The organism is Gluconobacter thailandicus F149-1 = NBRC 100600 (assembly GCF_000964465.1).
Lineage (GTDB): Bacteria > Pseudomonadota > Alphaproteobacteria > Acetobacterales > Acetobacteraceae > Gluconobacter > Gluconobacter thailandicus.
The window spans coordinates 162927-187676 of the sequence record NZ_BANH01000024.1 but is presented as its reverse complement, the minus strand read 5'-3'; the positions used below and the strand labels follow the sequence as shown (position 1 = coordinate 187676).

Here is a 24750-nt window from a genome sequence, read left to right as displayed (position 1 = left end):
CTGCGCGGACCCTACCTCAAGAGGCAGAGCGGGAAAACCGGTTTGGCACTCTGTCTGCTAGCGGCCCAGCCATCGGTCTCCGCCAAAGCGGTTGTGAGAAAACAGGAAACCTGCGCAAAGACCGACCACAGCGAAGATGATCGTCCACAGAGACATGGGCATTAGCAATCGGGAGATGGCGGCCAGGATCACCATGCCCGCAAAAGCGCAAATGCCAGACTCAATCAGACGCGGCCCGAAATGACGTTCTGCTCCGCAGTTCGGGCAGTGTTCCGCTGTCGAGCGGATTTTCTGCCGACAGACCGGGCAGATCGTAACGGCGCTGGATAGCGGTTCCATCATTGGCCGGCATTCTCCTCATGTTCACCTACGGCGATCCGTGCCTCCACGGCCATGCGCCATTGCGCATCGGCCGGGGCAGCCGCCAGGGCACGGCGATACAGATCAAGACTGTTCGCAGAAATGTGCCCGTCCTTCTGGGTCTGGAGTTCTGCGAGTTGGATTGCAAGCTCTGGTGTGAAATGAGTCTCCAGTGCGGCCTTCCAGTCTGCAATCGCTTCGGATGTCAGGCCAGCCCGGGCTTCAATCTGGCCAAGCAGAACATGACCCGTCTCATAAGTCGGGCTATCTTTCGGGATTGTGGTCACCTGCGCCTGAAGTTTCTGGATCATCGCCATGGCTTTCGTATCCGGCTTGACCTGACGTGCACTCAGAGGTTGCGGCGGCAGGGACGGATGGCCATTCACGATATAAAGGCAGAACGCAGCGAGAGGGATACCAACGCCAACAGCGAGCAGGGGTACGAACCGCTTTGAGCGGGAGGTCCCATCATTCAGATCAGGGGCGGCAGATGACTCATCGGCAGCAAGCAGTCGACGCTGGATTTCGATCCGCGCGGCGCCATATTCATCGCCACTGACAAGACCGAGGTCCCGGTCCCGGTCCAGTTCAGCAAGCTGGCCACGATAAAGGGTGAGGGCAGAATCACGCGCATCCACACGGCGGCGGAGACGGCGCAGGCCATAGAGGGCCGGCAGCAGGGCGATGCCTGCAACAATCAGGATTCCCAACCAGAACAAAACTTACTCCCGGCCCGACAGGGCATCCAGACGCGCGCGCTCATCATCCGTAAGCGGCGCAGGCGTGACAATGCGGCGTCTCGTCGCACGCCACGCAATAACAAGACCGGCCACCAGCGCGAGTGCCGGCATCAGCCAGAGCAGGGCGGTTGACCATGAAAACTGAGGTGCCAGTCGGATGAACTCGCCGTAGCGTTCCGTCATCCAGTCCATAATCTGCTGATCGGACTTCCCGGCTGCGACCTGTTCACGCACAACCTTGCGCAAATCACGGGCGAGCGGCGCACTGCTGTCTTCAATGCTCTCGTTCTGGCAGACAAGACAGCGAAGATGAGCGCCGATCGCTTCGGCCCGCTTCTCCTGTAAGGGGTTGGGAAGCATCTCCGCGGGATCATCGACGGCAAAGGCAATTCCGCCCCCAACAAGCGTTGAGGCCAAGAGCAGCGCAGAAAGACGTTTCATTACAGGCCTGCCAGTCTCGGGCGGATTTCCGCATCATAAATCTGCGGGTCCAGAGCCGCACTGCCGTGCCAGAGAATTCGTCCCCCCGGCGCTACGAGAAAGCTCTCAGGAACGCCTGTCACACCCCAGTCGATGGCAACGCGGCCATGCCGGTCAGCCGCGACACGGGCGTAAGGCGTTCCATCCCGCTGAACGAAGGCGCTCGCATTTTCCGGCTTGTCTTCATAGGCAATGCCCCAGATGGGCATGTTCCGTGAAATGGAGCGGAGGCCCGGCATTTCCTGAACACAGGGAATGCACCAGGAGGCAAAGAAATTGACCAGAACCGGGCGTGTCTCCGCCCTGAGTTCCTTGTCGGTAAAGCCATCTCCCAGGCCCGGAAGGCCTGGCATGGCGAACTGCGGAATAGGGCGTCCAACATTCGGGTTTTTCACCGCGCGTGGATCAAAGCCACCACTTTCCATACCCTGAAGCATTTTCCAGAACCCGACGCCAAGCACGCCGGCACCAACAATCGGAAGGGCTGTCATAAGCCCGCGTCGTGTTGAGTTCATGCGTGTCTCTCCTCAGGCCTGGACCATGTTGCGTGCGGCAGCCCGCTTCGGGGCTCCGACGCGCAGGCGACGGTCTGAAAGCGAGAAGGCTCCGCCAATCGCCATGACCAGTCCGCCAAGCCACATCCACGGAGCCAGCGGGTTGCGGTGCAGACGTAACACATAGGTCGCATCCGCGCCCGTTCCGTGTCTGTCACCAACCACACCATACAGATCCGTAATGAAATTTGTATGAATGGCAACTTCCGTCGTGGTCTGGTTCTGCGTGGTGAAATCGCGCTTTTCCGGATGGAGTGTCGTGATCAGCTTGCCGTTATGGCGGATGGCAATATCGGCCTGCATGGCGCGATAGTTCGGGCCTGCATAGTCATGCACATTGAGAAGCGTCCAATCGTCCCCGGCAAGGCTGCGGGTCTCGCCAACATGGATTTCTACAATCGCATGCTGGGCGCCAGACATGCCGCATAGACCCAGAACCGTGATGCCAGCGCCAATATGGGCCAGAGCTGCGCCCCAGCTGGACCGTGGCAGGTTCCGGGCGCGGGCAAGCATGTCACTCATGCTGGAATGGCCTAGCCCTACGCGGCGCAGAATATCCGTAACAGATGCTGCCATGACCCAGATGGCGAGTGCGCCACAGGCGATTGGCAGTGCACCGGAGAATTTCCAGAAGCACAGCATCAGCCCGATAGCAGCAATGATGGCCGCCACGAACAGGTGCGAGAACGTGCGCGCCAGTTGTGCGCGCTTCCACGGCAGAGCCGTGCCGATACCCATGGCCAGAAGCAGCGGGATCGTCAGAGGAATGGTTGCGGCATCAAAGAACGGTTTGCCAACCGAGATGGTGCGCCCTGCCAGAAGCTGCATGAAGGGCGGGTACATCGTACCCGTTACAACGACGGCGCAGATGGAGCAGAGCAGGATGTTGTTCAGCACCAGTGAGCCTTCGCGGGACACTGGCGAAAACAGTCCGCCGGACGTCAGGGACGGCGCGCGCCATGCAAACAGTGCCAGCGAACCGCCGATGACCAATGCCAGAAGGGCCAGAATGAACACGCCGCGGGCCGGGTCGTTTGCGAAGGCATGAACCGAGTTCAGAATACCTGAACGGACGAGGAATGTGCCGGAGAGCGAGAATGAGAACGTCGCAATTGCCAGCAGGACCGTCCAGATCTTCAGGCCCTCGCGTTTTTCTACGACGATGGCAGAGTGAACGAGTGCCGTACCCGTCAGCCATGGAATAAGAGACGCGTTTTCCACCGGGTCCCAGAACCAGTAACCGCCCCAGCCCAGGACGTAGTAGGACCACCAGGAGCCCAGAGCAATGCCGCAGGTCAGGAAGCACCATGCTGCCACCGCCCATGGTCGAACCCAGCGTCCCCATGCGGCATCGACACGCCCCTCAAGCAGGGCGGCGACGGCAAAAGCAAACGGAACGGCAAAGCCGACATAGCCCGTGTAGAGAATGGGTGGATGAAAGGCGAGGCCGGGGTCCTGAAGCAGCGGGTTCATGCCCTGGCCATCCATAGGAGCCGGAAAAACACGGTCAAAAGGATCGGAAGTCAGAAGGCAAAAGAGCTGGAAGCCAGCGGAGACACCGCCAAGGATGGCCAGCACGCGGCCCCGCAGAATGTCCGGCAGGTTACGGCCAAATGCTGAAACAGCGGCACCGCAAACGCCGAGGATCAACGTCCAGAGAAGAACGGACCCTTCATGGTTGCCCCAGACGCCCGTGATTTTATAGAGCAGCGGCTTGGACGCCGCGGAGTTGGCGGCGACGTTCTGAACCGAGAAATCATCGTGGACAGCACACATAACGAGGCTGAAGAACGAAATGGCCAGCGCCAGAAGCTGCGACACCGCAAGAAACGGAGCCATCGCTACAAGGCGGGCATTGCGCTTGTGGGCGCCCCAGAGGGGAACAACAAACTGGATGAGTGCGAGAACACAGGCGAGGGCCAGGGCGAAATGGCCCTGTTCTGGTCCGAACATTATGGTGTTCAGCCTCCGGCTTTCTTGGCGGTCATGGTGTCCCAGCTGGCAGCGTCAGGAGCCTTGCCGAAGCGCGGGTCCCATTTGCCGGTACGTTTCAGTTCCTCGGCCACTTCCTTGGGCATGTAGGTCTCGTCGTGCTTGGCAAGGACTTCGCTGGCCGTGAAGCCCCCGTCTTTCTGCACGGTCCCGAGAGCAACAACGCTCTGACCTTCGCGGAAAAGATCCGGAAGAATGCCGGTGTAGTGGACTTCCACGGCAGCCTGGCCATCGGTGACGTTAAAGGAGTTCACCGGCGCACCGTTTTCCGTAATGCGATGCAGGGAGCCCGCCATCACCATGCCGCCAAGACGGATCGTCCGGTCCGGAGCGGGTGGGTGCGCTTTGACCTGCGACGGAGCCATGAAGAATACGATATTGGACGAGAATGCCCGCAGGGTAAGAGCCGCAGCAGAACTGATGCAGGCAAGGCAGGCAATGACAATCCAGAGGCGGCGTGTCTTGCGGGTCATGATGCGGAGCTTTCACGGTGGCGAAGCTGACTTTCGACAGCCGCCAGCCGGGTTTTGGCACGACGCAGGCGCAGGGCCGCCCCGATGCCGAGAACCAGCGAGCAGCCGATGGTGAGACCATAGGCTGCGGCGATATAGGGCCAGTGATTGGGAAGGTGCATCATGCTGCGGACCTGTCCGAACGGTTGAGCCGGGACCGTGCCATAAGCTGGCGGGTACGGCTCTCGTGGATTGCGGCACTCAGCCGGGCGAAAATGACGGCGGCGACACCGAGGGTGAAGCCGATGGTCGTGATGAGAAGTGGCCAGAGCATCGTCATGGACATGGTGGGAGCACCTGTCAGCGTGATGCTGTCCGGCTGATGCAGGGTGTTCCACCACTGTACGCTGAACTTGATGATCGGCAGATCAATTGCCCCCGCGAGTGCCAGAATGGCGGCGGCGCGTTGTCCGCGGGCCGGTTCATCGAAGGCACGGATCAGGGCGATATGGCCCAGATACAGGAAAAACAGCACCAGAACGGAGGTCAGGCGTGCATCCCAGACCCACCATGTTCCCCACATCGGCTGACCCCAGAGGGAACCCGTAATGAGGCACAGGGCAGCAGCGCAGGCCCCGACCGGACCAATCTCGATGGCGGCCAGGTCCGCCAGCGGATGGCGCCAGACCAGCGATAACAGCCCGCAGATTGCCAGGCCGAGGTAACAGGACGATGCGAGCCAGGCCATCGGAACATGCACATACATGATCCGGACGGTCTCGCCCTGCTGCCAGTCCGCAGGGGCGAAGAAAAGCCCCCAGACGATCCCGACAGTCAGGAAGATGATCGCACCGGTGGACAACCACGGCTGAAGCGCACGGGCCAGACGCAGGAACTGCCCCGGATTGGCATAACGATGGAGCAGATTAGGCGTAGGGCGCACGGGAACTCTCAAACTCCGCGAAATATTTCTACATGAAATAGTCCGAACCCCTCACAATCGGAAGAGGCGCATTGTCCCAATGTTCCTATGACTGTTATCACGTTTCACGGAAATGAGCGCGAAAAGGGAACTTTTCGCAGGAGAATGACGTGGCGTACTGGCTGATAAAATCCGAACCCGAAGCCTTCTCATGGAGCGAACAGATCCATAACGGAGTGGAACCCTGGACAGGTGTTCGCAACTATCAGGCCCGCAACAATCTGGCCGCCATGAAGATCGGAGATCTGGCACTTTTTTACCATTCCGTCAGTGAAAAGCAGATTGTGGGTGTCGTGGAAGTTGTGAAAGAGGCCTACCCGGACCCGACTGCCGATGATCCGAAATGGGTCTGTGTGGATGTGAAAGCGAATGGCGCTTTCGCCAAACCCATCACGCTCGCCCAGATCAAGGCTGATCCGGAACTGGAAAACATGGCGCTTCTGAAGCAGTCACGCCTGTCCGTTGCGCCAGTCACGGAACCGGAGTTCCGCTACCTGACGAAAATCGGAGACTGGGTTCGGGCCTGATGGCCCCCAACCCTGGTGCCTTCAGTCTTAGTGAATATCTGAGGCGTCGCCGTTGACCAGAACGTTGGTCTGCCCGTTGGACGGATGTCCGGCATAAGTCAGTGGCAGGTCTTCGCTATGATAAGGTGCCGTGACGGGGGCGTTGAACTTCACCGGCATCCCGAAAATGCTGAAATGGGACGGCAGGTTGTTCGGGCCGTTGGTTTTCTGCTCGGCATTGGTCCCTGGCATGCCAACAGGCAGATGCGTCCGGACTTCCCCGCTGTAATTCGCGAGCTTCTCTTCCGAGTCCTCAACCGTTGTATAGCCATGGGGCGGAGGAGGGGCGCCGCCGTCCGGCAGGGCAACCTGCTGTGCGGGTGTCAGAACTTTTTCAGGCTGATTGTTCAGCTGATGTGCCGTCGAGGGCGGGATCTGTGGCAGATCGGCCGTACTATGGCTACGATGGGCATGATGTGGAGCGGACAGGGCCGGAGTGGCTGCTGTCGCAAGGAGACTGACCGCCAGCGGGGCAGACAGGATCCAGCGGGAAAATGTTTTCATAGTATGTCCTTCTCCACACCCGGCCGGGGCACCCGTCAAGCAGGGGGCTTTCGTGATGCGATATGAAACCTGCTATCGGGTAAACGGTTTCGGGTCTTACGAACAGGAGTTTTGATCGTCATGACCGTAGAGAATGGCTCGCAGCTTCCGACCAGCGAATTTGCATCACTGGCGCTGGACGGGGAATCCCTTGCCCAGCTTCAGTCCGTGCTGGCACGTGTCGAGCAGGGGCGCGGCGTCCTCGTCCGTCTGGCGGATCTGATGGGTGGTGCCGTCGGCCAGGCTGCGCGACTCGGTATGAAGGGACTTGGTCTTGCGCCGGGCCTTCAGGAAAAAATCCAGAAGACGGCGGAAATCGCCATTGAGCAGGCGTTCAATGTCGCCATCGTCGGTATCAAAAATGACGTTCCGCTCAAGCGCGATATGTGGCGGGAGAACGCCGGGCAGGCGGCTGTTGCCATTTCGGGTGCTGTCGGCGGCTTTGGTGGCGTGTTTGGCCTTGCTCCGGATGTCGGGTTCACGACCCTGACCATCATGCGCGAAATCGCCCGCATCGCCCGCGAGGAAGGGGAGGATCTGCGTGATGAGGACACACGCAGGGCGTGCCTCGAAGTGTTTGCACTCAAGACCTTTCCGGCCCGGCAGGAAGAAGAGGACGGAGAACTTGGCTTCTTCTCGGCTCGTGCCCTGTTACGGGGACGCCCGGTCGTGATGCTGATTTCCGAAGTTGCGTCCCATTATGGCATCGGACTGTCGCGGAAGTTTGCGCTTCAGATGGTGCCGGTAGCAGGTGCGCTGTGTGGGGCATCGCTCAACTCGGCGTTCCTCGCGCATTACCGTGCGCTTGCCCGGGCACATTTTACGATCCGCCGTCTGGAACGGACGCACGGCCGAGCCGTTCATGAAGCAGCCATGGATCTGCGATCCGGGGCAACGTCTGAATCCTTCTCCTGATTTCGCGGGAGGCTGAAACCGGAGAAACAGGATGTCGATGAGTCTTATCTGGCTTGGCTGGACGCTTGTTCTGGCTTTTGTACACCTGTTTCTCACCTCGGCAGCCTGTCGGCGTCAGGATGGCGTTCAGTGGGCCACCGGAAACCGGGATGGCGAGGCGCCACATTATACGGGACTCGCTGCCCGCATGCGCCGCGCGCAGGCTAATCTTCAGGAAACGCTCCCGATTTTCATCGGGGCTGTTCTATTGGCCCACATCGCCGGAAAAGATGGGGCTCTTGTTGCCTGGGGTGCAGGGCTCTATTTCTTCGGGCGTCTGATCTACGTCCCGGCCTATGCGTTCGGCTGGGGACCGATCCGCAGTCTCATCTGGGGCGGATCAATGGTCGGGCTGTTTCTGGTACTTCTCGGCTTGATCTGAGGCCTAGCTCCTGCTGGGGCGCAGACGCCAGAAGTCCAGAAGACCCCAGAAAACAATTCCTGCAAAACAGATCTTGGCAAGTGCCATCAGCAGGCCGTGCGCTTCAGGAATAAGCAGGCGCAGAAGCGCCAGTGGCACCAGAAAGATCATGTAAACAAAGGCTATTGGCAAAGCGGCTCTCCATGAGATTGGAGATCTGTGTATCATGTCAGGAGACAGAGAGGCCAATATTTCCCCCATGCAGGACCGAAAGTATCGAAGGCATGTCTGACATCACACCGGAAAGCCTGCTTGATGCCTATGCATCAGGCATTTTCCCGATGGCGCCTGATCGGGACAGTGATGAGCTGAGCTGGTACTTTCCGGAGGAACGCGGAATTCTTCCACTGGATGGAATGGTGGTGCCGCGCAAGCTGATGCGGACCATTCGGTCCGGCAGGGTGCAGGTAACGGCAGACCGGGCTTTTGAAGACGTCATGCTGGCCTGCGCCGCTCCGGCACCTGGCCGGGAGGAAACCTGGATCAGCCCCAAAATCTGCGCGCTATACGGTGCACTCCATCAACGAGGCCATGCCCATTCCATCGAAGTCTGGGAGGGGGACGCGCTTGTTGGCGGTCTTTACGGCGTAACGCTGGGCGGCGCGTTTTTCGGGGAAAGCATGTTTTCCCGCCAACGGGATGTTTCCAAAATTGCGCTGGTTCATCTCGTTGCAGGATTGCGTCAGGGAGGGTATCGCCTTCTGGATACGCAGTACACCACGCCTCATCTGACAACACTGGGCGGTATCGGTATTCCCGCTGCGGAATATCTGGTGCTGCTGAAACAGGCTTTGATTGTTCGTGCCGTCTGGCCGGACGACTTCAGTCTGCACGCCCTGCGCGATGACATCGCGTCCCTGCGCCCACATCCAGGAGACACCTGATGATTTCATTTCTTCGGCGGCATCAGTCTGCTTTTCTCGCCAGCCTGTTCCTTGTGGCAGGCAGCGGCGCAGCATACGCCGATGACCATCCGAGACTGGCTCCGGCTCGGGATGTGACGGTCACGTATCATCTGTCAGCCCCGGGAATGCAGGGTGCCGGTGGGAACGTGAAGGTCTATTTTTCCGGATCGGGAGATATGCTGCGGATTGATTCAGCCGATGGTCGTGGCATCACGATTCTGGATCGCCCGAAGCAGCTTGTCACGCTCGTCATGCTGGAGCGGAAACTTTACGCTCATATTCGGCCTCAGCACGGGCTGCATAATCCGTTCATGCTTGATCTTGGGATGAAATACACCAAGGCGGGTCAGGCTACGATCGCCGGGGTTTCTTGCGATCGATGGGATATCCAGACAGCCCATGGCAAGGCCGCAGCCTGCGTGACGGATGATGGCGTTATCCTGTCCGAGAACGGTGTGGATGCGGATGGGGCAGAAGGCTCCATTCAGGCAACGACCGTCACCTACGGTGACCTGCCAACCTCCACTTTCGAGCCTCCCGCAGGGTTTCAGGAAATCACGCCGAGGGCACCAGCCCGGCATTCCTCAACCGACGGCAGTCAGTCCACATCGCCCACGCCGGCCCCTGTTCCGGAAGGCGGAGCGGCAGGAGACTCGGCCGTGCAGGCTCCAGGACATATTGCCGCACAGGGCACTCCGGCGGAGAACTCGGACGCGGTCCCGGCTGCCCCGCCCGCATCCCCCGACGACGTAAGCCAGCCCTCTGTTCCGAATGATTCCGCAGGTGATGGAACGGTCTCGACTCCGGATCAACCGCCGAGCGGCCCGTCCAACGGCGGTCAGAAATAATGCGGCGCGGTTTCTGGAGCTTCGGAGTTCTGGCAGGGCTGCTTCTTGGCACTCAGGTGGCACATGCCGCAGACACAGCCCCATACGTTACGCCGATGCATGATGCTGACATTGACTACGTGATGGTTGGTCCCGGCGGTCAGCATCTTCATCAGCGGATGCGCTGGAGTGCGAAGCTGTGGCGGCAGCGTGTGGATCCTGAAGGTGCGGCGACGGTCATGCTGACGGATTACCGGACGCATAAGCTGATGGTGCTGGATACGACTGCGAAAAGCGCCACCGTGACCGGAGCCCCTGGCGATTCGTTTTCCGCACCAGGCACTCTCGCACCCGGTGGGTGGAAACAGGTGGGGCCTGCCACAATTGCCGGCGAGAGCTGCATGATCTGGGAGAGTCTGGACACGAACAAACTCCCGACTGATTTCTGTTACACGGCGGATGGGCTGTTGCTGGGTGCAACGCAGGGGGGACGGCTTGTTGTGCAGGCTGCGTCTGTCAGTCGCGCGGCTCAGGCCGATGCTCTGTTTGACCCTCCGGAAGGATATCATCGGGTCGATTCCGGTCACTGAAGACACTCTTTATGGCAGTCATAATTTGAGAAATATCTGCCATGATTGTTGCCTTTTCCTGCCATTTTCGTGTGGCAGATTTTCTCTCACAGGGCGGGCAGAACCACTCTTCGGATCTCGCCCGTCTGACGTAATGAGGAGATTTGCCATGCGTCGCATCACCCGTGCAGTCCTGCTGGCTGCGCCCCTGCTGATCGGCACGGCAGTAGTTGCCCCGAACGCCGTTGTTCCCACCGCTGAAGCTCACTGGCATGGCGGTCCGGGATATGGAGGTCCGGGATATGGCGGCCCAGGACGTGGATATTACGGTCCGGGACCAGGCTGGAATCACGGTGGGCATCGTGGGAATACTGGCGCTGTTGTAGGCGGTATTCTGGGCGGTCTCGCCATTGGGGCCATGGGTGGCGCTATGTTGAGCCATCCTTATGGACCGCCGCCACCGCCGGTTGTCTATGCTCCGCCGCCACCTGTGGTTTATGCGCCACCACCACCGGTTGTTTATGCGCCGCCCCCGCCGCCAGTTGTGGTTTATCCGCAATACTGAGCCATTATTGCTCTTCGTCCGCCTTGATCGGGCGAAGGGTGTCAGGCAATCATGGTGCCTATGACAGAACATGCTCTTCAGCCGGGTGACCGCGCTCCAGCGTTTTCGCTTCCCATTTCGGGAGGTGGCACCGTCAGCAGTGAAACGCTGAAGGGCAAACCGTATCTGCTTTATTTCTACCCCAAGGCCGACACGCCTGGCTGTACGACGCAGGCCTGCTCCATTCAGGAGAGCCTGCCGTCATTCGACAGTGAGGGTCTGACGATCATTGGTGTCAGCCCGGATCCGGTCACGAAGATTGACCGTTTTGCCGACAAATATGCGCTTACCTTCCCGTTGGCGTCCGATGAAGATCACAGCGTCGCCGAGGCCTACGGAACGTGGGTTGAGAAATCCATGTATGGCCGGACCTATATGGGTATGGAGCGCAGTTCCTTTCTTGTGGATGGAGACGGTGTGATCCGCCATATCTGGCGCAAGGTGAAGCCGGCGGACCATACTGCGCTGGTGGCTGAGGCTTTCCAGGATATGACCAGCGGCGCCTGAGCGCCCTTCCGCCATTCTTTCCACAGACAGGGAGAACGCCGGACGTCCGCCGGCATACAGTGATGGCCCTGCCTGACCCTTATTCACCTGGACCGTTCTGCCTTCCGCGTCACCTGAGCGTTGCACGCTGGGTTTGCATTGCGCTTATGGCGCCTGTTGCTGCTGCTGGAGCAGCGGGAACCCTGCTGCTCTGGAAACTTGCGCACGGGCCGGTCGATGTTACGTCGGTTTCCCGTCTGATAGAGCCGATTCCCGTAGTAGCCGGCAAGCGGCCGGGCCACCCTGCGGGGCGTTTGGCCTGGTCGCAGCTCCGTGTTCAGTGGCAGCCAGGTTCTGGTGGAATTTCCGCAGGGTTGATGCTGGAAGCGCGCGGCCTGACCGTGACAAGGCTGGACGGCACCATTGCCGAGCGGGCCGGTGAGGCCGATGTGGTCATGGCGCTTGCCCCGCTGCTTCACGGGGTCATCGCGCCCCGTCGTCTGCGCCTTCAGGACGTCTCCCTTGTGCTGCGTCGACAGCCCGATGGCGATATTGATCTTGACCTTCCTGCCCAGAAACATGGCGGTCGGGGCGTTCCAACCCAAATGGACCGTCTGGCCGCCATTGACCTGCGGAACGTCTCCATAACGTTGCTGGGTCTGCCTGACAGGCAGAGTCTGCTGCTTGGCCCTATCGAAGCACATGGCCAGCGTCTGAAAGTTGCTGCGACGTCCGAGGATTACCTTTGGAATGGCTGGTGGCATAGTAGCGTGCGGGTCGGGTCGTTTCAGACTGTCCTGAGTGCCAAGGGTGGCCAGACCTCATCACGCATGGGTCAATGGCATCTGACGTCCACGCCGTTTCATCCGGGTGGCCTGAGCGTCTTCAATAAGGGTTTGGCCAACTGGGATCTGCCGATAACCATTGCTGCTGACATGCAGGTGGTTCCCCACAGGATGGGAGAACTCCCTTCCAGTCTGGCGATTCACCTCATGCTCGGCGCCGGACATATCCGGCAGGATTCCGAGGGACCGATTGATCTGCGCGGCGGTGAAGCGCAACTGAACCTTCGCATGGGTACACCCGGTGTGCAGGGCCCCGCCGCTCTTGCTGTTCCCTCCCTGAAAGTGACGATTGCAGATGTTCATGGGGCCCTGACCCATGTTCAGGCGACGGCCGCACTGACAGTGGACGAACTGAAGCATCCTCATGTGCTGGACGGGGATGCGACAGCCACTCTGGACGGCTTTGATTTTGCGACGCTGGGCAATGTCTGGCCGGCAGGTGTGATCAAAGGCGGCCGGAAATGGATCATCGCCAACATCACGAATGGCCGCGGGCATGATCTTGAAGTGCGCACGCATGTTCATTCGAATGACGGTCCAAAGCATATCCGGCCGACAAGCATGGATGGACAACTACTCGGCGACGATCTGACGGTGCATTGGCTGCGTCCGGTTCCGCCCGCCACGGGGATTGATGCGAAGCTGGGATTTGACGGCTTCGACACACTGGTCGTCCAGTTCCAGCATGGGATGCAGGCGACGGATAGCGGGGGAATCGAGATTGCTGACGGAGAAGTCCGTCTGGGCAATCTCTATGAAAAAGGCCCCACCACCGGTGACATCAGGACGCATCTGAAAGGATCTCTACCTGCGTTCAAAGACATCCTGTCGCACCCGAGACTGCACCTTCTCTCCCAACATCCGCTACCCTTCACGGACCCCGCCGGAACAGTCGATGCTCATGCGCGTCTGACGTTGCCATTAACCGCGCATGTTCAGGACAAGGATATTCACGTTCAGGCCAAGGCATCCTTTGCCAGGGTCCATCTGGGCAACGTGTTGATGGACCACGCCGTTGATGACGCATCCGGCACTCTGACTGCTACGGAAAGTGGTCTGGATCTCACGGGAGATGGGCGTCTGACGGGTATTCCTGTCCATGTCGTTGTGAATGAAAATTTCCGCAAAGGAGCGCCTGACCGCATTTTGCAGGATATTCAGGCGAAGGCGTTTCTCGATCCGCTTTCTGCCGTGAGGGCTCATCTGGTTCCGGCAGGCCTCTTCACCGGACATGCCACGCTTTCCGCGCATTACATCCAGCATGCCAGTTCCCTCGCAGATCTCGCTCTGTCACTTGATATGGAGCGGGCTGGCATTACGGTGCCGGTCTGGACCAAACCTGTCGGTGAAGCGGCCGTTGCGACTGGTCACATCGCGTTCCGTGCTCACGACATGGTCGCGCTGGATGGCCTTCAGGCTCACGGCCAGACAATGGCCATCGCGGGCCGAGGTGTTACACGGAACGGTAAGCTGAACGGCATCGTTGTTGAAGGTTTCAGATTGGGGCGTACCGAAGGCAGCGCCCGGATCATGCTGCCAGACCAGCCCTCTGATCCCGTTCATATCGCTTTGGATGCTGACCCGCTGGATCTTGCACCGCTGTTCGATCCTGTCACACGCAAGGCCGTCCATGACGCGACGGAGACTGCCACGCATGAAGCGGGAAGTCCCGGCGCTTCAGGCAAAAACGATCAGGGCTGGTCCATTGATGTTCATGCCCCGCATGTCTATTTCGGGCCGAAAGGTATGGTCGGCGGCGTTGTTTCTCATTTGGAGATCCGTCAGAGCGCGCTTGTTTCAGGCCGGTTTGCTCTGGATGCGCCTTCCCGTGTCCGGGCTGTGCTGGCGGATACCGGTCAGCAACAGCCGTTCGTGCTGGACGTGGATAACCTCGGCGGTCTGCTCAAAGGATTGGGGCTTTATGACCGGATCGGCGGCGGTGTCGCGCATATGGACGGAAATTTCCTTCGCGAAAAAGCCGGATCGTCAGGGCTGGGGCTTGGTTTGCCGCCCTTCCGTGGGCATCTGGAAATCGGGCCATTCGAGTTTCTTCAGCCACCGTTCACACTCACGGCGGTTTCCGACCTGTCTCCGCTTCACTGGACCCAGAGCCATATGGACCGCTTCCAGGTGAAGCACGTCTCTACAAAGATCAGTCTGGAAGGCCGTAAACTCACGTTGCATGACGGAACAATCGGCAATCAGGCTCTTGGCGCGACCGTCGAAGGGCCGGTTGATCTCGATACGTCCGTGGTGAGTCTGCATGGCACGATTGTGCCGCTGTTCGGTCTGAATGCCCTCCCGGGGAAGCTGCCGGGTGTTGGCCATATTCTGGCACCCGAGAAGGGGGGCGGCCTTCTGGCTGCGACATTCGACGTCAAAGGAACCGTCGGTCAGCCTCAGATGACGGTTAACCCACTGTCCATGCTGCTTCCGGGCGTTCTGCGGAAGATTATGGAATAAGCCTCTTCCTTCGGGGCGCAGTGGTTCCGAAATAGGGACGGGAGTTCTATGATCGTTCCCGTATCAGGAGGCAGCCATGACGGACATGACGGATCTGTTCGGGACGACGCCCGGCCCCAGCGGCAGGGAAACGCCCCCGCGACGTGACGGGCAGCCCTCGCGTCCTGCTCAGCCGTCTCGCCCGATCGAAGCTCCCAAAGTGCCAACTCGCGCACCATCGCGAACGCAGCCACTGGCAGACCGTCTGCGGCCAAAGACACTCGAGGACGTGCGAGGGCAGGACCATCTTCTTGGTCCTGAAGGGACACTGACGCGGATGCTGGCGCGAGGGACGCTTTCCAGCCTGATCCTCTGGGGTGGGCCAGGCTGTGGGAAAACCACGATTGCCCGCCTGCTGGCAGGGAAGGCCAATCTTTTCTATTCCCAGATTTCTGCTGTTTTCTCTGGTGTGGCAGAGTTGCGGAAGGCCTTTGACGAGGCGGATAAAAGGCAGGAAGCCACAGGACGCGGCACCCTGCTGTTCGTAGATGAAATTCATCGCTTCAACCGTGCTCAGCAGGATGGATTCCTGCCCTATGTTGAGCGCGGGACGGTTGTGCTGGTTGGGGCGACAACAGAAAATCCGTCTTTTGCACTGAATGCGGCTCTGCTGTCCCGATGTCAGGTTCTGGTCCTCAACCGTCTGGACGATGCCAGTCTGGAAGCGCTCCTGCGACGTGCGGAAGAAGAAGTCGGCCATTGCCTGCCGCTGGACCGGGAAGCGCGAGCCAGTCTTCGCGCCATGGCAGACGGGGACGGGCGCTATCTGCTGAATATGGTGGAACAGCTCGTCGTGCTGGACCCGAACCGGCCGCTGACCCCGAAGGATCTGGCTGCACTGCTGTCCCGCCGGGCCGTGCTGTATGACCGGGATCGCGAAGAGCACTACAATCTCATTTCCGCGCTGCATAAATCCCTGCGTGGCAGCGACCCGGATGCTGGCCTGTACTGGTTCGCGCGAATGCTCGAAGGTGGCGAAGATCCGCGTTATATCGCTCGCCGTCTGACGCGGTTTGCAGCAGAAGACGTGGGACAGGCGGACCCGAATGCTCTGCCAATGGCCGTTGCCGCATGGCAGACTTATGAGCGGCTTGGTTCTCCGGAAGGAGAGCTGGCTCTGGCGCAGGTGGTTGTGCACCTTGCTACCGCTCCGAAGTCCAATGCGGTGTATGCTGCTTACAAGGCCGCAAGAAAACTGGCTCGGGAAACCGGAAGCCTGATGCCGCCATCCCATATTCTCAACGCCCCGACGGCCCTGATGAAAGACATCGGGTACGGTAAGGGCTATAAGTACGATCATGACTCCGAAGAAGCATTTTCGGGGCAGAACTATTTCCCGGAGGGCATGGAGCGCGTCTCGCTCTATCAGCCGACAGACCGGGGCTACGAGGGCCGTATCAGAAAACTTCTGGACATACGGGCCGCCAAAAGGGCATCCCGCGAGCCATGAGAGTTTCCAACCGTATTGTCACCGAAGACGAAGCCGATCTGCGCCTCGACCGCTGGTTCCGACGTCATTACCCCAATCTTACGCAGGGCGCGCTTCAGAAGCTGTGCCGGACAGGCCAGGTCCGCGTCGACGGAGGGCGTGTGCAGACCAATTCCCGCCTTGCGCCGGGACAGACCGTCCGCATCCCACCGTTGCCGGATATAAGCCAGCCTGCACCACTGCCGCCGCCAGATCCGATGCTGGTGCGTGAGATCGAAAAAATGGTGATCTATCAGGACGATCACCTGCTGGTTCTGGACAAGCCATCCGGCCTTGCAACGCAGGGTGGCCCCGGCATCACCAAGCATGTGGACATGATGCTCGACGGTCTGCGCAAGGAAGACGGGGATCGCCCGCGTCTTGTGCACCGCATCGACCGTGACACGTCCGGCATCCTTCTGATCGCCCGTACCCCGGGCGTTGCCGCCAAGCTGGCAGCCGCATTCCGTGGGCGTGATGTGGGCAAGACGTATTGGGCAATCGTTGTGGGCCGTCCGGCGCAGGCCTCCGGCATCATTGATCAGCCTCTCGCCAAGATCGGCGCAGGTGGAGCGGCACTCGTGGTCGCTGCGTCACGTGGCGAGGAAGATGCCGTGTCGGCCAAGAGCGAATACGAGACGATTGATGCGGCTGGAAAGAAGTTCTCCTGGCTGGCCCTGTCTCCGCTGACGGGTCGTACGCATCAGCTTCGCGTCCACTGCGAATCCCTCGGTACGCCTATCGTTGGTGATCCGCGCTATGGCGGGAAAGCCGCTCACCCGGAAGGGTTCATCGATCGGTTGCATCTCCATGCACGCCAGCTCGATATTCCGCATCCGGCCGGTGGACGTCTGATCGTCACGGCACCATTGCCGCCGCATATGCGTGAGACATTCCGCTCTCTGGGGTTTGTGCCGGGTGACACACCGGCGCCCAAGCGGATCAAGGGAAACAAAGGGCCTGCAAAATAATGAGGAAACTCACTGGCGCGCTCATCGGGGTCATCGTTGCCTTCGTGGGCGCCTCCATTGCCGCACATGAACTGATCGACCAGGATGCGCTGCGCCAGCGTGTGGCCGAGGCCCTGAAGAAAGAGACGGGCCTTTCCATGGCCGTTAAGGGATCATCCATCCAGATCCTGCCATGGCCATCGTTTGAAGCGCGGAACCTTGTTCTGCAACGCCCCGGCCAGAAGCCCGTTCTGGAGGCAACGACCCTCCATGCCGGCCTGTCGGTTCTGGCGCTCCTGCACCGGGAGGTCCGCTTTCAGGATTTTGTGGTCGATGGGGCAACGCTGCTGCTGGAGCGTGATCGGGACGGAAATGCCAACTGGTCTTTCAGCCGCGATGCGTCTCCTGAAAATAGTGGAGAAAACGCTTCGCTGCCGGTTCGGCAGCATATCGGGGAGCGTGTTCAGGCGCATTGGGATCTGTCGCTAGACGCCTTGCACCTGACGAACAGTACCGTCCGCTGGCAGGACGACCTGAAGGGTACGAGCGGGTCGTTCCAGATCGGGACGATGGATCTCGCAGGGCTTCGCAGTCCCAGCCCATGGATCAATCTGCAAGGCACACATGGGTCGACCCCCTTCACGCTTCAGGGCCATGTCGGTGATCTGTCCTTGCTACGTTCTGGCGCAAAGCCATGGACATTCAGTCTGGGGACGACACTGGGGGCAGATGCCAAGCGGGACTGGCTGAATGTGGACGGGCAGATCCATGATGCCCGCCATCTTCGTGGCCTGTCCGTGACGGCTCAGGGCGAGTGGCCGAACCTGCAGGACGCGCATCGTCTCTTCCCGCATGCGAATCTGCCGGATGTCCGTGGTCTTGGCGGCGAACTCTCGGTTCAGGGTGATGCGGGCGAACGGACGAATGCAGACTGGGCAGAGAAGGGGCAGGCGCTTCTGATGAGCCTTGTTCCGGGTCGCGTGCATCTTCATGCCGCGGGACTGACTGTTCGGGGTGTGGCGATCAACAATCTGCATCTTGATGCTGATGCCGGCTCTGCCCCGTTGTCTGTGGGCGCGGATGTCCTCTGGCATAATATGGGCTGGAGAATCCTGAGTAAAGCCGGAACGCTGGAACAGGCGGCCCGTAGCTGGCGCGATCATGGACAGACTGCGGTCCCCGTCGAAGCTGAAATCCGCTCCATGCCGCTGTCGCTCTCATCCGCGGTTGGCATCAAGGGGGCGGTGCCGCCTGCCAATACGCAGGATGAGGCCAAAATTACCATCTCCGGCACATTGGGTGCCGAGAAGAGTCATTTCGTGGTGCAGGGTGGGGCCAGAACGCTCCATCTGCCGAAAACCCTTCTGCATGACGTTTCCCTTCAGGGAACGCTGGACAGCAAGGGCCTTGGCGAAGCAACGCTCGATGGCTTTGCGTTCAAAAGCCACGAGGTGGATGTGGACGGAGTTCTGCATCTCCTGACAGATGACGACGCGGTTCCGCTGCTGAACGGTCGTCTGCATGCCACGCAGCTGGATCTGGATGCGCTGCGTGGGCTATGGCTGGCTGAAGCCAAGGCAGACCAGGCAGAAAAGCCTGTGAAATCTGAGCCCGTACCAATGCCCGGCCCAGCCGGCGCAATGGAAAAGGCTGCAACCCAGCCTGTTCAGACGCAGGATCAGTCTGCTGTGCCTCCGGTACCCGAGGCTTCAACAGGCTCAGGGGCAGTGGTGCCCGCATGGATTGAGCGCCTGCGCGCACAGGATCTGGACCTGCATCTCACGCTGGACCGTGTTGTTTTCTACAGCCACGATTACACCAATCTTGTCACCCATCTGACGCTGTCCGACGGCCATCTGCGTCTTGATCCGATTTCGGGACAGGGGCAGGGGCTGACCCTGTCCGGTCAGGCTGATCTGGATGGCTCAAAGCTGCCGGTCACAACGCATCTTACGTTTCAGCCGCTGGTTCTGCCGGTCGGGCTGCTTGAGGAAAGCCTGAAACTGCCGCTCCTGCTTCAGGGGCCGGTCCAGCTTGTTGGTGAGGTGACGGGACAGGGCGATAGTCTGGAGACTATCCGGAAGTCCCTGAACGGCCATCTTGGCGTTTCGATGGTGGATGGTCAGGTGGATAGTCAGATCCTTGGGCGCATTGCCGGACCGGGAGCAAGTTCACTGCTGGGAAGCGGTTCTCGTCCGCTCCGTTGCCTCGGTTTGCATCTGGCTCTTTCTGATGATGTCGCTACGCTGGATACCATCGGCCTGCAATCGGGCCGGTTTTCGACCCAGGGACATGGTGAGGTGCATCTCGGATCGCAGGATATGACGCTGCATCTTGTGCCCAGCCTCGATTTCGAAGGAGCGGGTGCCTCAACGCCTGTGATTGTCACTGGAACGATCTCTGAGCCTCAGGCCAAGCAGGATCGGGACGGAAACGGGCGGTTCCAGCTTTCCATCGGGGATGGCCCGGCGGCTGATCCCTGCACGCCCGCGCTGGCTGCTGCACGTGAGGGACAGGCCGGACCGCCAGTTGGCGAGCAGCCCCATCATCACAACAAGGCAGGTGACATCCTGCGTGCGCTGGGAGTTCTCCATTGAGCAGTCGCAAGCGTTTCTGGAAAAGTGTGACCCTCGGGGAGCAGGACGGGCTGTTCCGTCCTGAGCTGGACGGTCGACCCATCCGGTTGCCCAAGGGGGCAGTCCTGGCTTTGTCGTCCCGACCGCTGGCGCAGGCCATTGTCGCGGAATGGAGTCGTATCCCCGAGAATGAAGCGTTCACGCCGGAGCAGCTTCCTTTGACACGGATTGCCGGAACCATGATCGAGCGGATTCGTCCCGATCTGACTGAAGCGCGTGAAGCCCTGCTTCGGCATGGGCTTGATGATGGCCTCTGCTACCGCAAAGAGCAGCCCGACTTGACGGTAGAACGCATTTTTGAATGGCTGGCCAAGGAAGGTATTCAGCCGTCTGTTACAGACGGTCTTATGCCGGTCACTCAGTCTGGCGATTACATTACGGGGCTGGAGCGTCTCCTGACCCGGCAGAACGAAGCCGAACTGGCCGCTCTGGGGGTGCTGACACAGACTTTTGGCAGTCTTCTGCTGGCTCTCGCGCTGGTCTCGGATGTCATTGAGCAAGAAGAGGCTGTCTCAGTCGCAAATGCGGATGAGCGCAAGCAGCTTCTGGTCTGGGGCAGGGACGATGAACTGTTCCGTGTCATGACCGCGCGTGAACAGGATTCGTCCGAAGCAATGACCTTTCTGGAGTTTTCAAGAGAGATCTGAATTTTCCGTGTGAGGCATGATGTTGCCATATTCGGGGCGCATCTGGCGCTGTGACAGAAAGAGATGATTAGTGACTGGCTTCTGAGGGAAGTTAAGGCGCAATTTCCGATCTGTCCTGTAACGTCAGAGTCGAGGAAAATATGTCGGTATCCGTCAGTCGCCTCATGCGTCACATGGGTACACGTCTTGTAGCGAAGTGCTCGATGGGGGCATGGCTTCTACTGGCAGCAACGCCGATTATTGTTGTTGTCTGCGCCATCCACGGCTGAGGCGCCCATAGCCTCATAGTTTATTTGCCTGCCCTGCCACCCGGACTGTGGTGGCATGAAAAAAGCCCACTTCCACAGGGAAGCGGGCTCGCTACAAAAACAGAAATAGCTGAAGACGCTCAGGCGTCTCCGTTGTCCGGCACCATGATGCTGACAGCTGCCGTGGCAGCAATGCCTTCTTCGCGGCCTGTGAAACCCAGACGCTCGGACGTCGTGGCCTTCACGGAGATGCGGCTGACATTGACCTGAAGCAGCTCTGCCAGACGTTCCTGCATGGCTTTGGCATGCGGGCCGATCTTTGGGCGCTCGCAGATCAGTGTAATGTCTGCGTTTACGAGAAAGCCGCCACGCGCGCGAATGCGCTCACCGGCATGCACGAGGAAACGGGCGGAATCCATATCTTTCCACTCGTTATCTGTCGGCGGGAAGTGACGGCCAATGTCGCCCTCGGCCAGTGCACCATAAATGGCGTCACATAGCGTGTGGATGCCAACATCGGCATCCGAATGGCCAGCCAGGCCTTTCGTGTGCGGAATTTCGATACCGCAGAGGATCAGCTTGCGGCCTTCCTCGAATGCGTGGACGTCGTAGCCAAGCCCGACGCGGGGCAGCAGGTTGCCGTCGATTACACCTTCAAGACGCATCAGATCCTCCGCAACTGTCAGTTTGATATTGTTGTCCGATCCCTGAACGATCGCGACCGGATGGCCACCCTGTTCAAGCAGGGCTGCATCGTCGGTGCGGGCATCGCGGTGAGTGCGATGCAACTCGAGCAAGGTCGGGAAATGGAAGCCCTGTGGGGTTTGCGCGCGCCACAGGTTCTCGCGCGGGACAGTGTCGATGATGATGCCGTCCCGGGCTTTCTTGATGGTATCGCTGACCGCAACTGCGGGAATTACGCCTGCATGGGTCTTCAGCGCCTCAATGACATTCTGGACCACTTCCGGTGGGACGCAGGGGCGCGCGCCATCATGAACCAGCACAAGATCCGGCGGCTCCGGCAGGTTGGCGAGCGTCTCCAGCCCGTTCCGCACACTGTCGTGGCGCTCTGCACCGCCCGCAACGGGGGGCAAAACCTCCAGCCCGGCAAGGCTTTCGGCCAGCAGGGGATCGTCTCCGACTGGCAGAAGAACATCTACATGCGGAAGGAGGGCTTCGGCAGCACGGCGGATGACGGGTTTGCCCCGTAGCATCCGGAACTGCTTGCTGGAACCTTCACCCTCGGGTGAGGCGGCGGCAAATCGCCGACCACGACCGGCGGCGAGAAGAAGGGCGGCGATACGCATGGGCGCAGGAATGGGCCGCGGGGGCCGCAACGTCAAGGGTCCGCGTCAGTGCCGATCAGTGAAGCAGTCCGCCATCATGTGGGCTGTCGAGGCTGAACGTAGGGATATGGACGTCAAAGCGCTGCCCTGAGACAGGCTCTAGCATATGATACGTCCCGCGCATGAAGCCTCCCGGTGTGGTGAGCATCGCACCTGACGTATAATCATATTGGTCTTTGGGAGAGATGATCGGCTGCTCGCCGACAACCCCGTCTCCATGGACATGTTCAACCCGTCCAAGACCGTCCACGATTTCCCAGCTCCGGGAAATGAGCTGGAAAGTTTCTTTCCGGCCATTTTCGATGCTGATGTGATAGGCCCAGGCAAAACGATGGTCTTCGGGCTGGGACTGGTCGTCCAGCCAGAACGTACGGACCGTGACGGTCACGTCGTCCGTTATCTGGCTGAAACGCGGTGCATTATCCATGGCTTCGGCCAGAGCCGCTTCCGGATCAGCCAGGAGGTGAGGGTGGGATGACTTGTCAGGCATGACGCCATTCTAATGTCATCCCGCCTCTTTGTCAGGAAAACTTATTTGACCGAGTGTGCAGCGGCTGCACCTGCTGTGACATCGGCAATCAGATCGGCTGCGTCTTCAAGGCCGACAGACAGACGAATCACGCCATCTGTAATGCCCAGACGTGCACGTTCTTCTTCGCTAACGCGCATATGGGTCGTCGTGGCCGGATGGGTTGCAAGGCTGCGAGCATCACCGAGGTTGTTGGAAATAGCGATCAGGCCAAAAGCATTGAGGCAGGCAAACGCACCGGCCTTGCCATTCTCGACTTCAAAGGCAACCAGAGAACCACCGTTGTTCATCTGCGTCTGAGCAAGGTCATGCTGCGGATGATCGGCGCGGCCCGGATAACGGACGTTCACGACGCCCGGAAGTGCTGCGAGTGCGTCAGCAACGGCAGCCGCATTGCGCGCCATGGCTTCGGTGCGAAGCTTGAGAGTTTCGAGGCCCTTGAGAAGCACCCACGCATTGAACGGAGACAGGGCGTTCCCCGTGTTGCGGGTGAACGGCTGAAGCGTCTCCTTGATCCACTTGTCGCTGCCCAGAACAGCACCACCCAGAACGCGTCCCTGACCGTCGATATGCTTCGTACAGGAGTATAGCACGACGTCAGCACCCAGCTTGAGCGGGGACTGGCCGATCGGGGAGGCGAAGACGTTGTCGACCATCAGCAGGGCGCCTGCCTTGTGGGCCAGATCTGCAATACGCTGGATATCCAGCACGTCGAGCATCGGGTTGGACGGGCTTTCGATCAGGACGGCAGCTGTCGGGCGGGAAAGGGCGCGTTCCCAGGCGTCGTAATCATCGCCATCGACCAGTTCGGTCTCGATGCCGTAGCGCGGCAGAAGGGTCGTGACGATCCAGTAACAGGAACCGAAGATCGCGCGGGACGCAACAACGCGTTCACCGGTTTTGACGTGCGCCAGAAGGGCTGACGAGACGGCGCCCATGCCTGTGGACGTGGCGATACAGGCTTCTGCACCTTCCAGAAGGGCAAGGCGTTCCTGAAGCGTGTCCACGGTGGGGTTGCCGAAACGCGAATACTGGAAATGCTCGACATCGCCCGTGAACGTTGCAGCAGCCTGCTCGGCGCTGTCATAAACGAAGCCGGATGTCAGGAAGAGCGCTTCGGACGTTTCACCAAACTCGGTACGGTTCGGGGCATCGTGCAGGAGACGCGTGGCAGTACGCCAGTTTTCTGAAGACATGAAATCAGTCCCTCCAAAGGTTTTCACCTCAACGGTGAAAAGCATGTGGCGGGCCGTGGAAGTCCTGGGGAAACCGTAGGTGGAAAACCGCAGGGCCTCTTTAGCGCAATTATTTATCCTCGCCGCAAGCCGGCCGCTCAAATCACGAGGGTCAAACGGTCTTTAGGTCCGCCTGACAGGCAGGACTATGGGACGAGGAGTGGTTTTGCGTCAACACCCCCCGGCATGGATTGCAGAGGAGCGGAGGGGAGGATATAAGCGACGACATTGCGGGTGTAGTTCAATGGTAGAACGGCAGCTTCCCAAGCTGCATACGAGGGTTCGATTCCCTTCACCCGCTCCAGACTTCCCTGAAAAACTGTCAGTTCGGTCCGTTCATCTTCGGCATGGGCGGCGCGCTCAGCGTGTCTTGGTACTCATTGCCGTCCCAGATCCACTTGTCATTCTTGCCGACCAGCAGGTCATGCATGCCCTTGTGGCGCGTCGGCAGAACGGAAATATCGCCGTTCACAGAGTCCAGAACCGTGTTCCAGCTATCGTTATGGCGCAGATAGACAGATGTTGTGCAGCCGGCGGACCCGCAAAGACGGGCAGACTGAAGCTGAACGAACAAGGCTTCGTCATTCTTGCCAGAAGACAGTGGCGCAGAGCCGACCAGCACAACCGGATGGTCATGATGTTTGGCAGCATCTTCCAGATCGTCTGAATTCAGCTTGCGGGCATCGATATCAAGCTGTGTGCCGGGATGGGCAGACAGAATGACAGGTGCCGCAGCAGAAGGATGCTGCGTGTGATGCGTTGCCCGATGATGCGTTGTCGCGGCGCTCACCGTTGCGGCAACCGAGAGGACTGAGACCGTGAGCAGCGCCAGATGGCGAAGCCGGGTGCGGGATAGAATCTGCTGGATCGTCATGATGTGATTCTTAACACGGAATGAAGCCAGTCGAT

General features: G+C 59.7%; 28 protein-coding genes, 1 tRNA gene and 1 riboswitch. Of the genes, 15 read left to right on the top strand and 14 right to left on the bottom strand.

The features are described 5' to 3' along the window. Nucleotides 1–57: 57 nt before the first annotated feature. Genes B7444_RS08630 through ccmC form a run of 8 tightly spaced genes read right to left on the bottom strand, consistent with a single transcriptional unit; the run spans nt 58 to nt 5521 of the window. Entirely contained in the window at nt 58–342 is a 285-nt protein-coding gene (locus tag B7444_RS08630) for a hypothetical protein (RefSeq protein WP_015072361.1), read from the bottom strand. Further along, nucleotides 339–1079, bottom strand: a complete 741-nt coding sequence (gene ccmI / locus B7444_RS08625) for a c-type cytochrome biogenesis protein CcmI (protein ID WP_007282610.1) — start codon at nt 1077–1079, stop codon at nt 339–341. The genes B7444_RS08630 and ccmI overlap by 4 nt, the downstream gene beginning before the upstream one ends. Nucleotides 1080–1082: 3 nt before the next feature. Continuing rightward, entirely contained in the window at nt 1083–1541 is a 459-nt protein-coding gene (locus B7444_RS08620; protein ID WP_007282609.1) for a cytochrome c-type biogenesis protein, read from the bottom strand. Beyond that, nucleotides 1541–2095: a DsbE family thiol:disulfide interchange protein gene (locus tag B7444_RS08615; RefSeq protein WP_035729900.1), complete on the bottom strand. Its 555-nt coding sequence runs from the start codon at nt 2093–2095 to the stop codon at nt 1541–1543. The genes B7444_RS08620 and B7444_RS08615 overlap by 1 nt, the downstream gene beginning before the upstream one ends. A gap of 12 nt (nt 2096–2107) precedes the next feature. Beyond that, on the bottom strand, nt 2108–4087 hold the full coding sequence (locus B7444_RS08610) for a heme lyase CcmF/NrfE family subunit (protein ID WP_007282607.1): 1980 nt from the start codon (nt 4085–4087) through the stop codon (nt 2108–2110). A gap of 8 nt (nt 4088–4095) precedes the next feature. Further along, nucleotides 4096–4599, bottom strand: a complete 504-nt coding sequence (gene ccmE / locus B7444_RS08605; RefSeq protein WP_007282606.1) for a cytochrome c maturation protein CcmE — start codon at nt 4597–4599, stop codon at nt 4096–4098. After that, nucleotides 4596–4763, bottom strand: coding sequence for a hypothetical protein (locus B7444_RS16760; RefSeq protein ID WP_007282605.1), 168 nt, complete (start codon nt 4761–4763; stop codon nt 4596–4598). Before B7444_RS16760 ends, ccmE begins: the two co-directional genes overlap by 4 nt. Continuing rightward, on the bottom strand, nt 4760–5521 hold the full coding sequence (gene ccmC, locus B7444_RS08600; RefSeq protein WP_007282604.1) for a heme ABC transporter permease CcmC: 762 nt from the start codon (nt 5519–5521) through the stop codon (nt 4760–4762). Before ccmC ends, B7444_RS16760 begins: the two co-directional genes overlap by 4 nt. 149 nt (nt 5522–5670) lie before the next feature. Between ccmC and B7444_RS08595 the strand changes: the two genes are divergently transcribed. Continuing rightward, complete coding sequence (locus B7444_RS08595) at nt 5671–6087, top strand: EVE domain-containing protein (protein WP_007282603.1); 417 nt, start codon at nt 5671–5673, stop codon at nt 6085–6087. Between the two features lie 27 nt (nt 6088–6114). On the opposite strand, the gene B7444_RS08590 is transcribed toward B7444_RS08595, so the two are convergent. After that, the gene (locus tag B7444_RS08590) at nt 6115–6630 is read right to left on the bottom strand and encodes a hypothetical protein (RefSeq protein WP_007282602.1); all 516 of its coding nucleotides are present in this window, start codon (nt 6628–6630) and stop codon (nt 6115–6117) included. A gap of 120 nt (nt 6631–6750) precedes the next feature. Here B7444_RS08590 and B7444_RS08585 point away from each other — a divergent pair, with 120 nt between their 5' ends. Together B7444_RS08585 and B7444_RS08580 are read left to right on the top strand one after the other, a co-directional pair. Next, nucleotides 6751–7584 (top strand): EcsC family protein, encoded by an 834-nt coding sequence (locus B7444_RS08585; RefSeq protein WP_035729903.1) that lies wholly within the window; start codon nt 6751–6753, stop codon nt 7582–7584. A gap of 31 nt (nt 7585–7615) precedes the next feature. After that, nucleotides 7616–8005 carry an MAPEG family protein gene (locus B7444_RS08580; protein WP_016737657.1) on the top strand — a complete coding sequence of 130 codons (390 nt, stop codon included), beginning with the start codon at nt 7616–7618 and terminating at the stop codon, nt 8003–8005. 3 nt (nt 8006–8008) lie between these two features. Here B7444_RS08580 and B7444_RS16600 read toward each other — a convergent pair whose 3' ends face one another. Continuing rightward, on the bottom strand, nt 8009–8176 hold the full coding sequence (locus B7444_RS16600) for a hypothetical protein (RefSeq protein WP_155760685.1): 168 nt from the start codon (nt 8174–8176) through the stop codon (nt 8009–8011). Between the two features lie 92 nt (nt 8177–8268). On the opposite strand from B7444_RS16600, the gene aat reads away from it, so the two are divergent. From aat to B7444_RS17355, 11 genes are all read left to right on the top strand, one after another. Further along, entirely contained in the window at nt 8269–8928 is a 660-nt protein-coding gene (aat, locus tag B7444_RS08575; RefSeq protein WP_007282598.1) for a leucyl/phenylalanyl-tRNA--protein transferase, read from the top strand. Beyond that, nucleotides 8928–9797, top strand: coding sequence for a hypothetical protein (locus B7444_RS08570; RefSeq protein WP_007282597.1), 870 nt, complete (start codon nt 8928–8930; stop codon nt 9795–9797). Before aat ends, B7444_RS08570 begins: the two co-directional genes overlap by 1 nt. Beyond that, nucleotides 9797–10366, top strand: coding sequence for a hypothetical protein (locus B7444_RS08565; protein ID WP_007282596.1), 570 nt, complete (start codon nt 9797–9799; stop codon nt 10364–10366). The genes B7444_RS08570 and B7444_RS08565 overlap by 1 nt, the downstream gene beginning before the upstream one ends. Nucleotides 10367–10514: 148 nt before the next feature. Next, a complete protein-coding gene (locus tag B7444_RS08560; protein ID WP_007282595.1) occupies nt 10515–10910 on the top strand; it encodes a hypothetical protein in 396 nt (131 codons plus the stop codon). A 60-nt stretch (nt 10911–10970) separates the two neighbouring features. Next, nucleotides 10971–11456, top strand: coding sequence for a thioredoxin-dependent thiol peroxidase (gene bcp / locus B7444_RS08555; RefSeq protein WP_007282594.1), 486 nt, complete (start codon nt 10971–10973; stop codon nt 11454–11456). A gap of 62 nt (nt 11457–11518) precedes the next feature. Beyond that, entirely contained in the window at nt 11519–14743 is a 3225-nt protein-coding gene (locus B7444_RS08550; RefSeq protein WP_007282593.1) for a YhdP family protein, read from the top strand. Between the two features lie 76 nt (nt 14744–14819). Continuing rightward, on the top strand, nt 14820–16232 hold the full coding sequence (locus B7444_RS08545; RefSeq protein ID WP_035729907.1) for a replication-associated recombination protein A: 1413 nt from the start codon (nt 14820–14822) through the stop codon (nt 16230–16232). Further along, nucleotides 16229–17221 carry an RluA family pseudouridine synthase gene (locus B7444_RS08540; RefSeq protein WP_007282590.1) on the top strand — a complete coding sequence of 331 codons (993 nt, stop codon included), beginning with the start codon at nt 16229–16231 and terminating at the stop codon, nt 17219–17221. The genes B7444_RS08545 and B7444_RS08540 overlap by 4 nt, the downstream gene beginning before the upstream one ends. Further along, nucleotides 17221–19797 carry an AsmA family protein gene (locus tag B7444_RS08535; RefSeq protein WP_007282589.1) on the top strand — a complete coding sequence of 859 codons (2577 nt, stop codon included), beginning with the start codon at nt 17221–17223 and terminating at the stop codon, nt 19795–19797. Before B7444_RS08540 ends, B7444_RS08535 begins: the two co-directional genes overlap by 1 nt. Then, on the top strand, nt 19794–20483 hold the full coding sequence (locus B7444_RS08530; protein WP_007282588.1) for an ATP12 family protein: 690 nt from the start codon (nt 19794–19796) through the stop codon (nt 20481–20483). The genes B7444_RS08535 and B7444_RS08530 overlap by 4 nt, the downstream gene beginning before the upstream one ends. 140 nt (nt 20484–20623) lie before the next feature. Then, nucleotides 20624–20752, top strand: a complete 129-nt coding sequence (locus B7444_RS17355; RefSeq protein ID WP_007282586.1) for a hypothetical protein — start codon at nt 20624–20626, stop codon at nt 20750–20752. Nucleotides 20753–20871: 119 nt separating this feature from the next. Here B7444_RS17355 and B7444_RS08525 read toward each other — a convergent pair whose 3' ends face one another. The 3 genes from B7444_RS08525 to metZ are packed head-to-tail and all read right to left on the bottom strand — an operon-like array spanning nt 20872 to nt 23847. Next, on the bottom strand, nt 20872–22038 hold the full coding sequence (locus tag B7444_RS08525; protein WP_007282585.1) for a bifunctional 2-C-methyl-D-erythritol 4-phosphate cytidylyltransferase/2-C-methyl-D-erythritol 2,4-cyclodiphosphate synthase: 1167 nt from the start codon (nt 22036–22038) through the stop codon (nt 20872–20874). Nucleotides 22039–22093: 55 nt separating this feature from the next. Continuing rightward, on the bottom strand, nt 22094–22567 hold the full coding sequence (apaG, locus tag B7444_RS08520) for a Co2+/Mg2+ efflux protein ApaG (protein ID WP_007282584.1): 474 nt from the start codon (nt 22565–22567) through the stop codon (nt 22094–22096). 41 nt (nt 22568–22608) lie between these two features. Next, the gene (metZ, locus tag B7444_RS08515) at nt 22609–23847 is read right to left on the bottom strand and encodes an O-succinylhomoserine sulfhydrylase (protein ID WP_007282583.1); all 1239 of its coding nucleotides are present in this window, start codon (nt 23845–23847) and stop codon (nt 22609–22611) included. A 34-nt stretch (nt 23848–23881) separates the two neighbouring features. Next, nucleotides 23882–23961: riboswitch (SAM riboswitch) on the bottom strand. A gap of 110 nt (nt 23962–24071) precedes the next feature. Here metZ and B7444_RS08510 point away from each other — a divergent pair. Continuing rightward, nucleotides 24072–24145 (top strand) — tRNA-Gly (locus B7444_RS08510). 18 nt (nt 24146–24163) lie between these two features. Here B7444_RS08510 and B7444_RS08505 read toward each other — a convergent pair. After that, nucleotides 24164–24715, bottom strand: a complete 552-nt coding sequence (locus B7444_RS08505) for a hypothetical protein (protein ID WP_231502889.1) — start codon at nt 24713–24715, stop codon at nt 24164–24166. Nucleotides 24716–24750 lie beyond the last annotated feature (35 nt).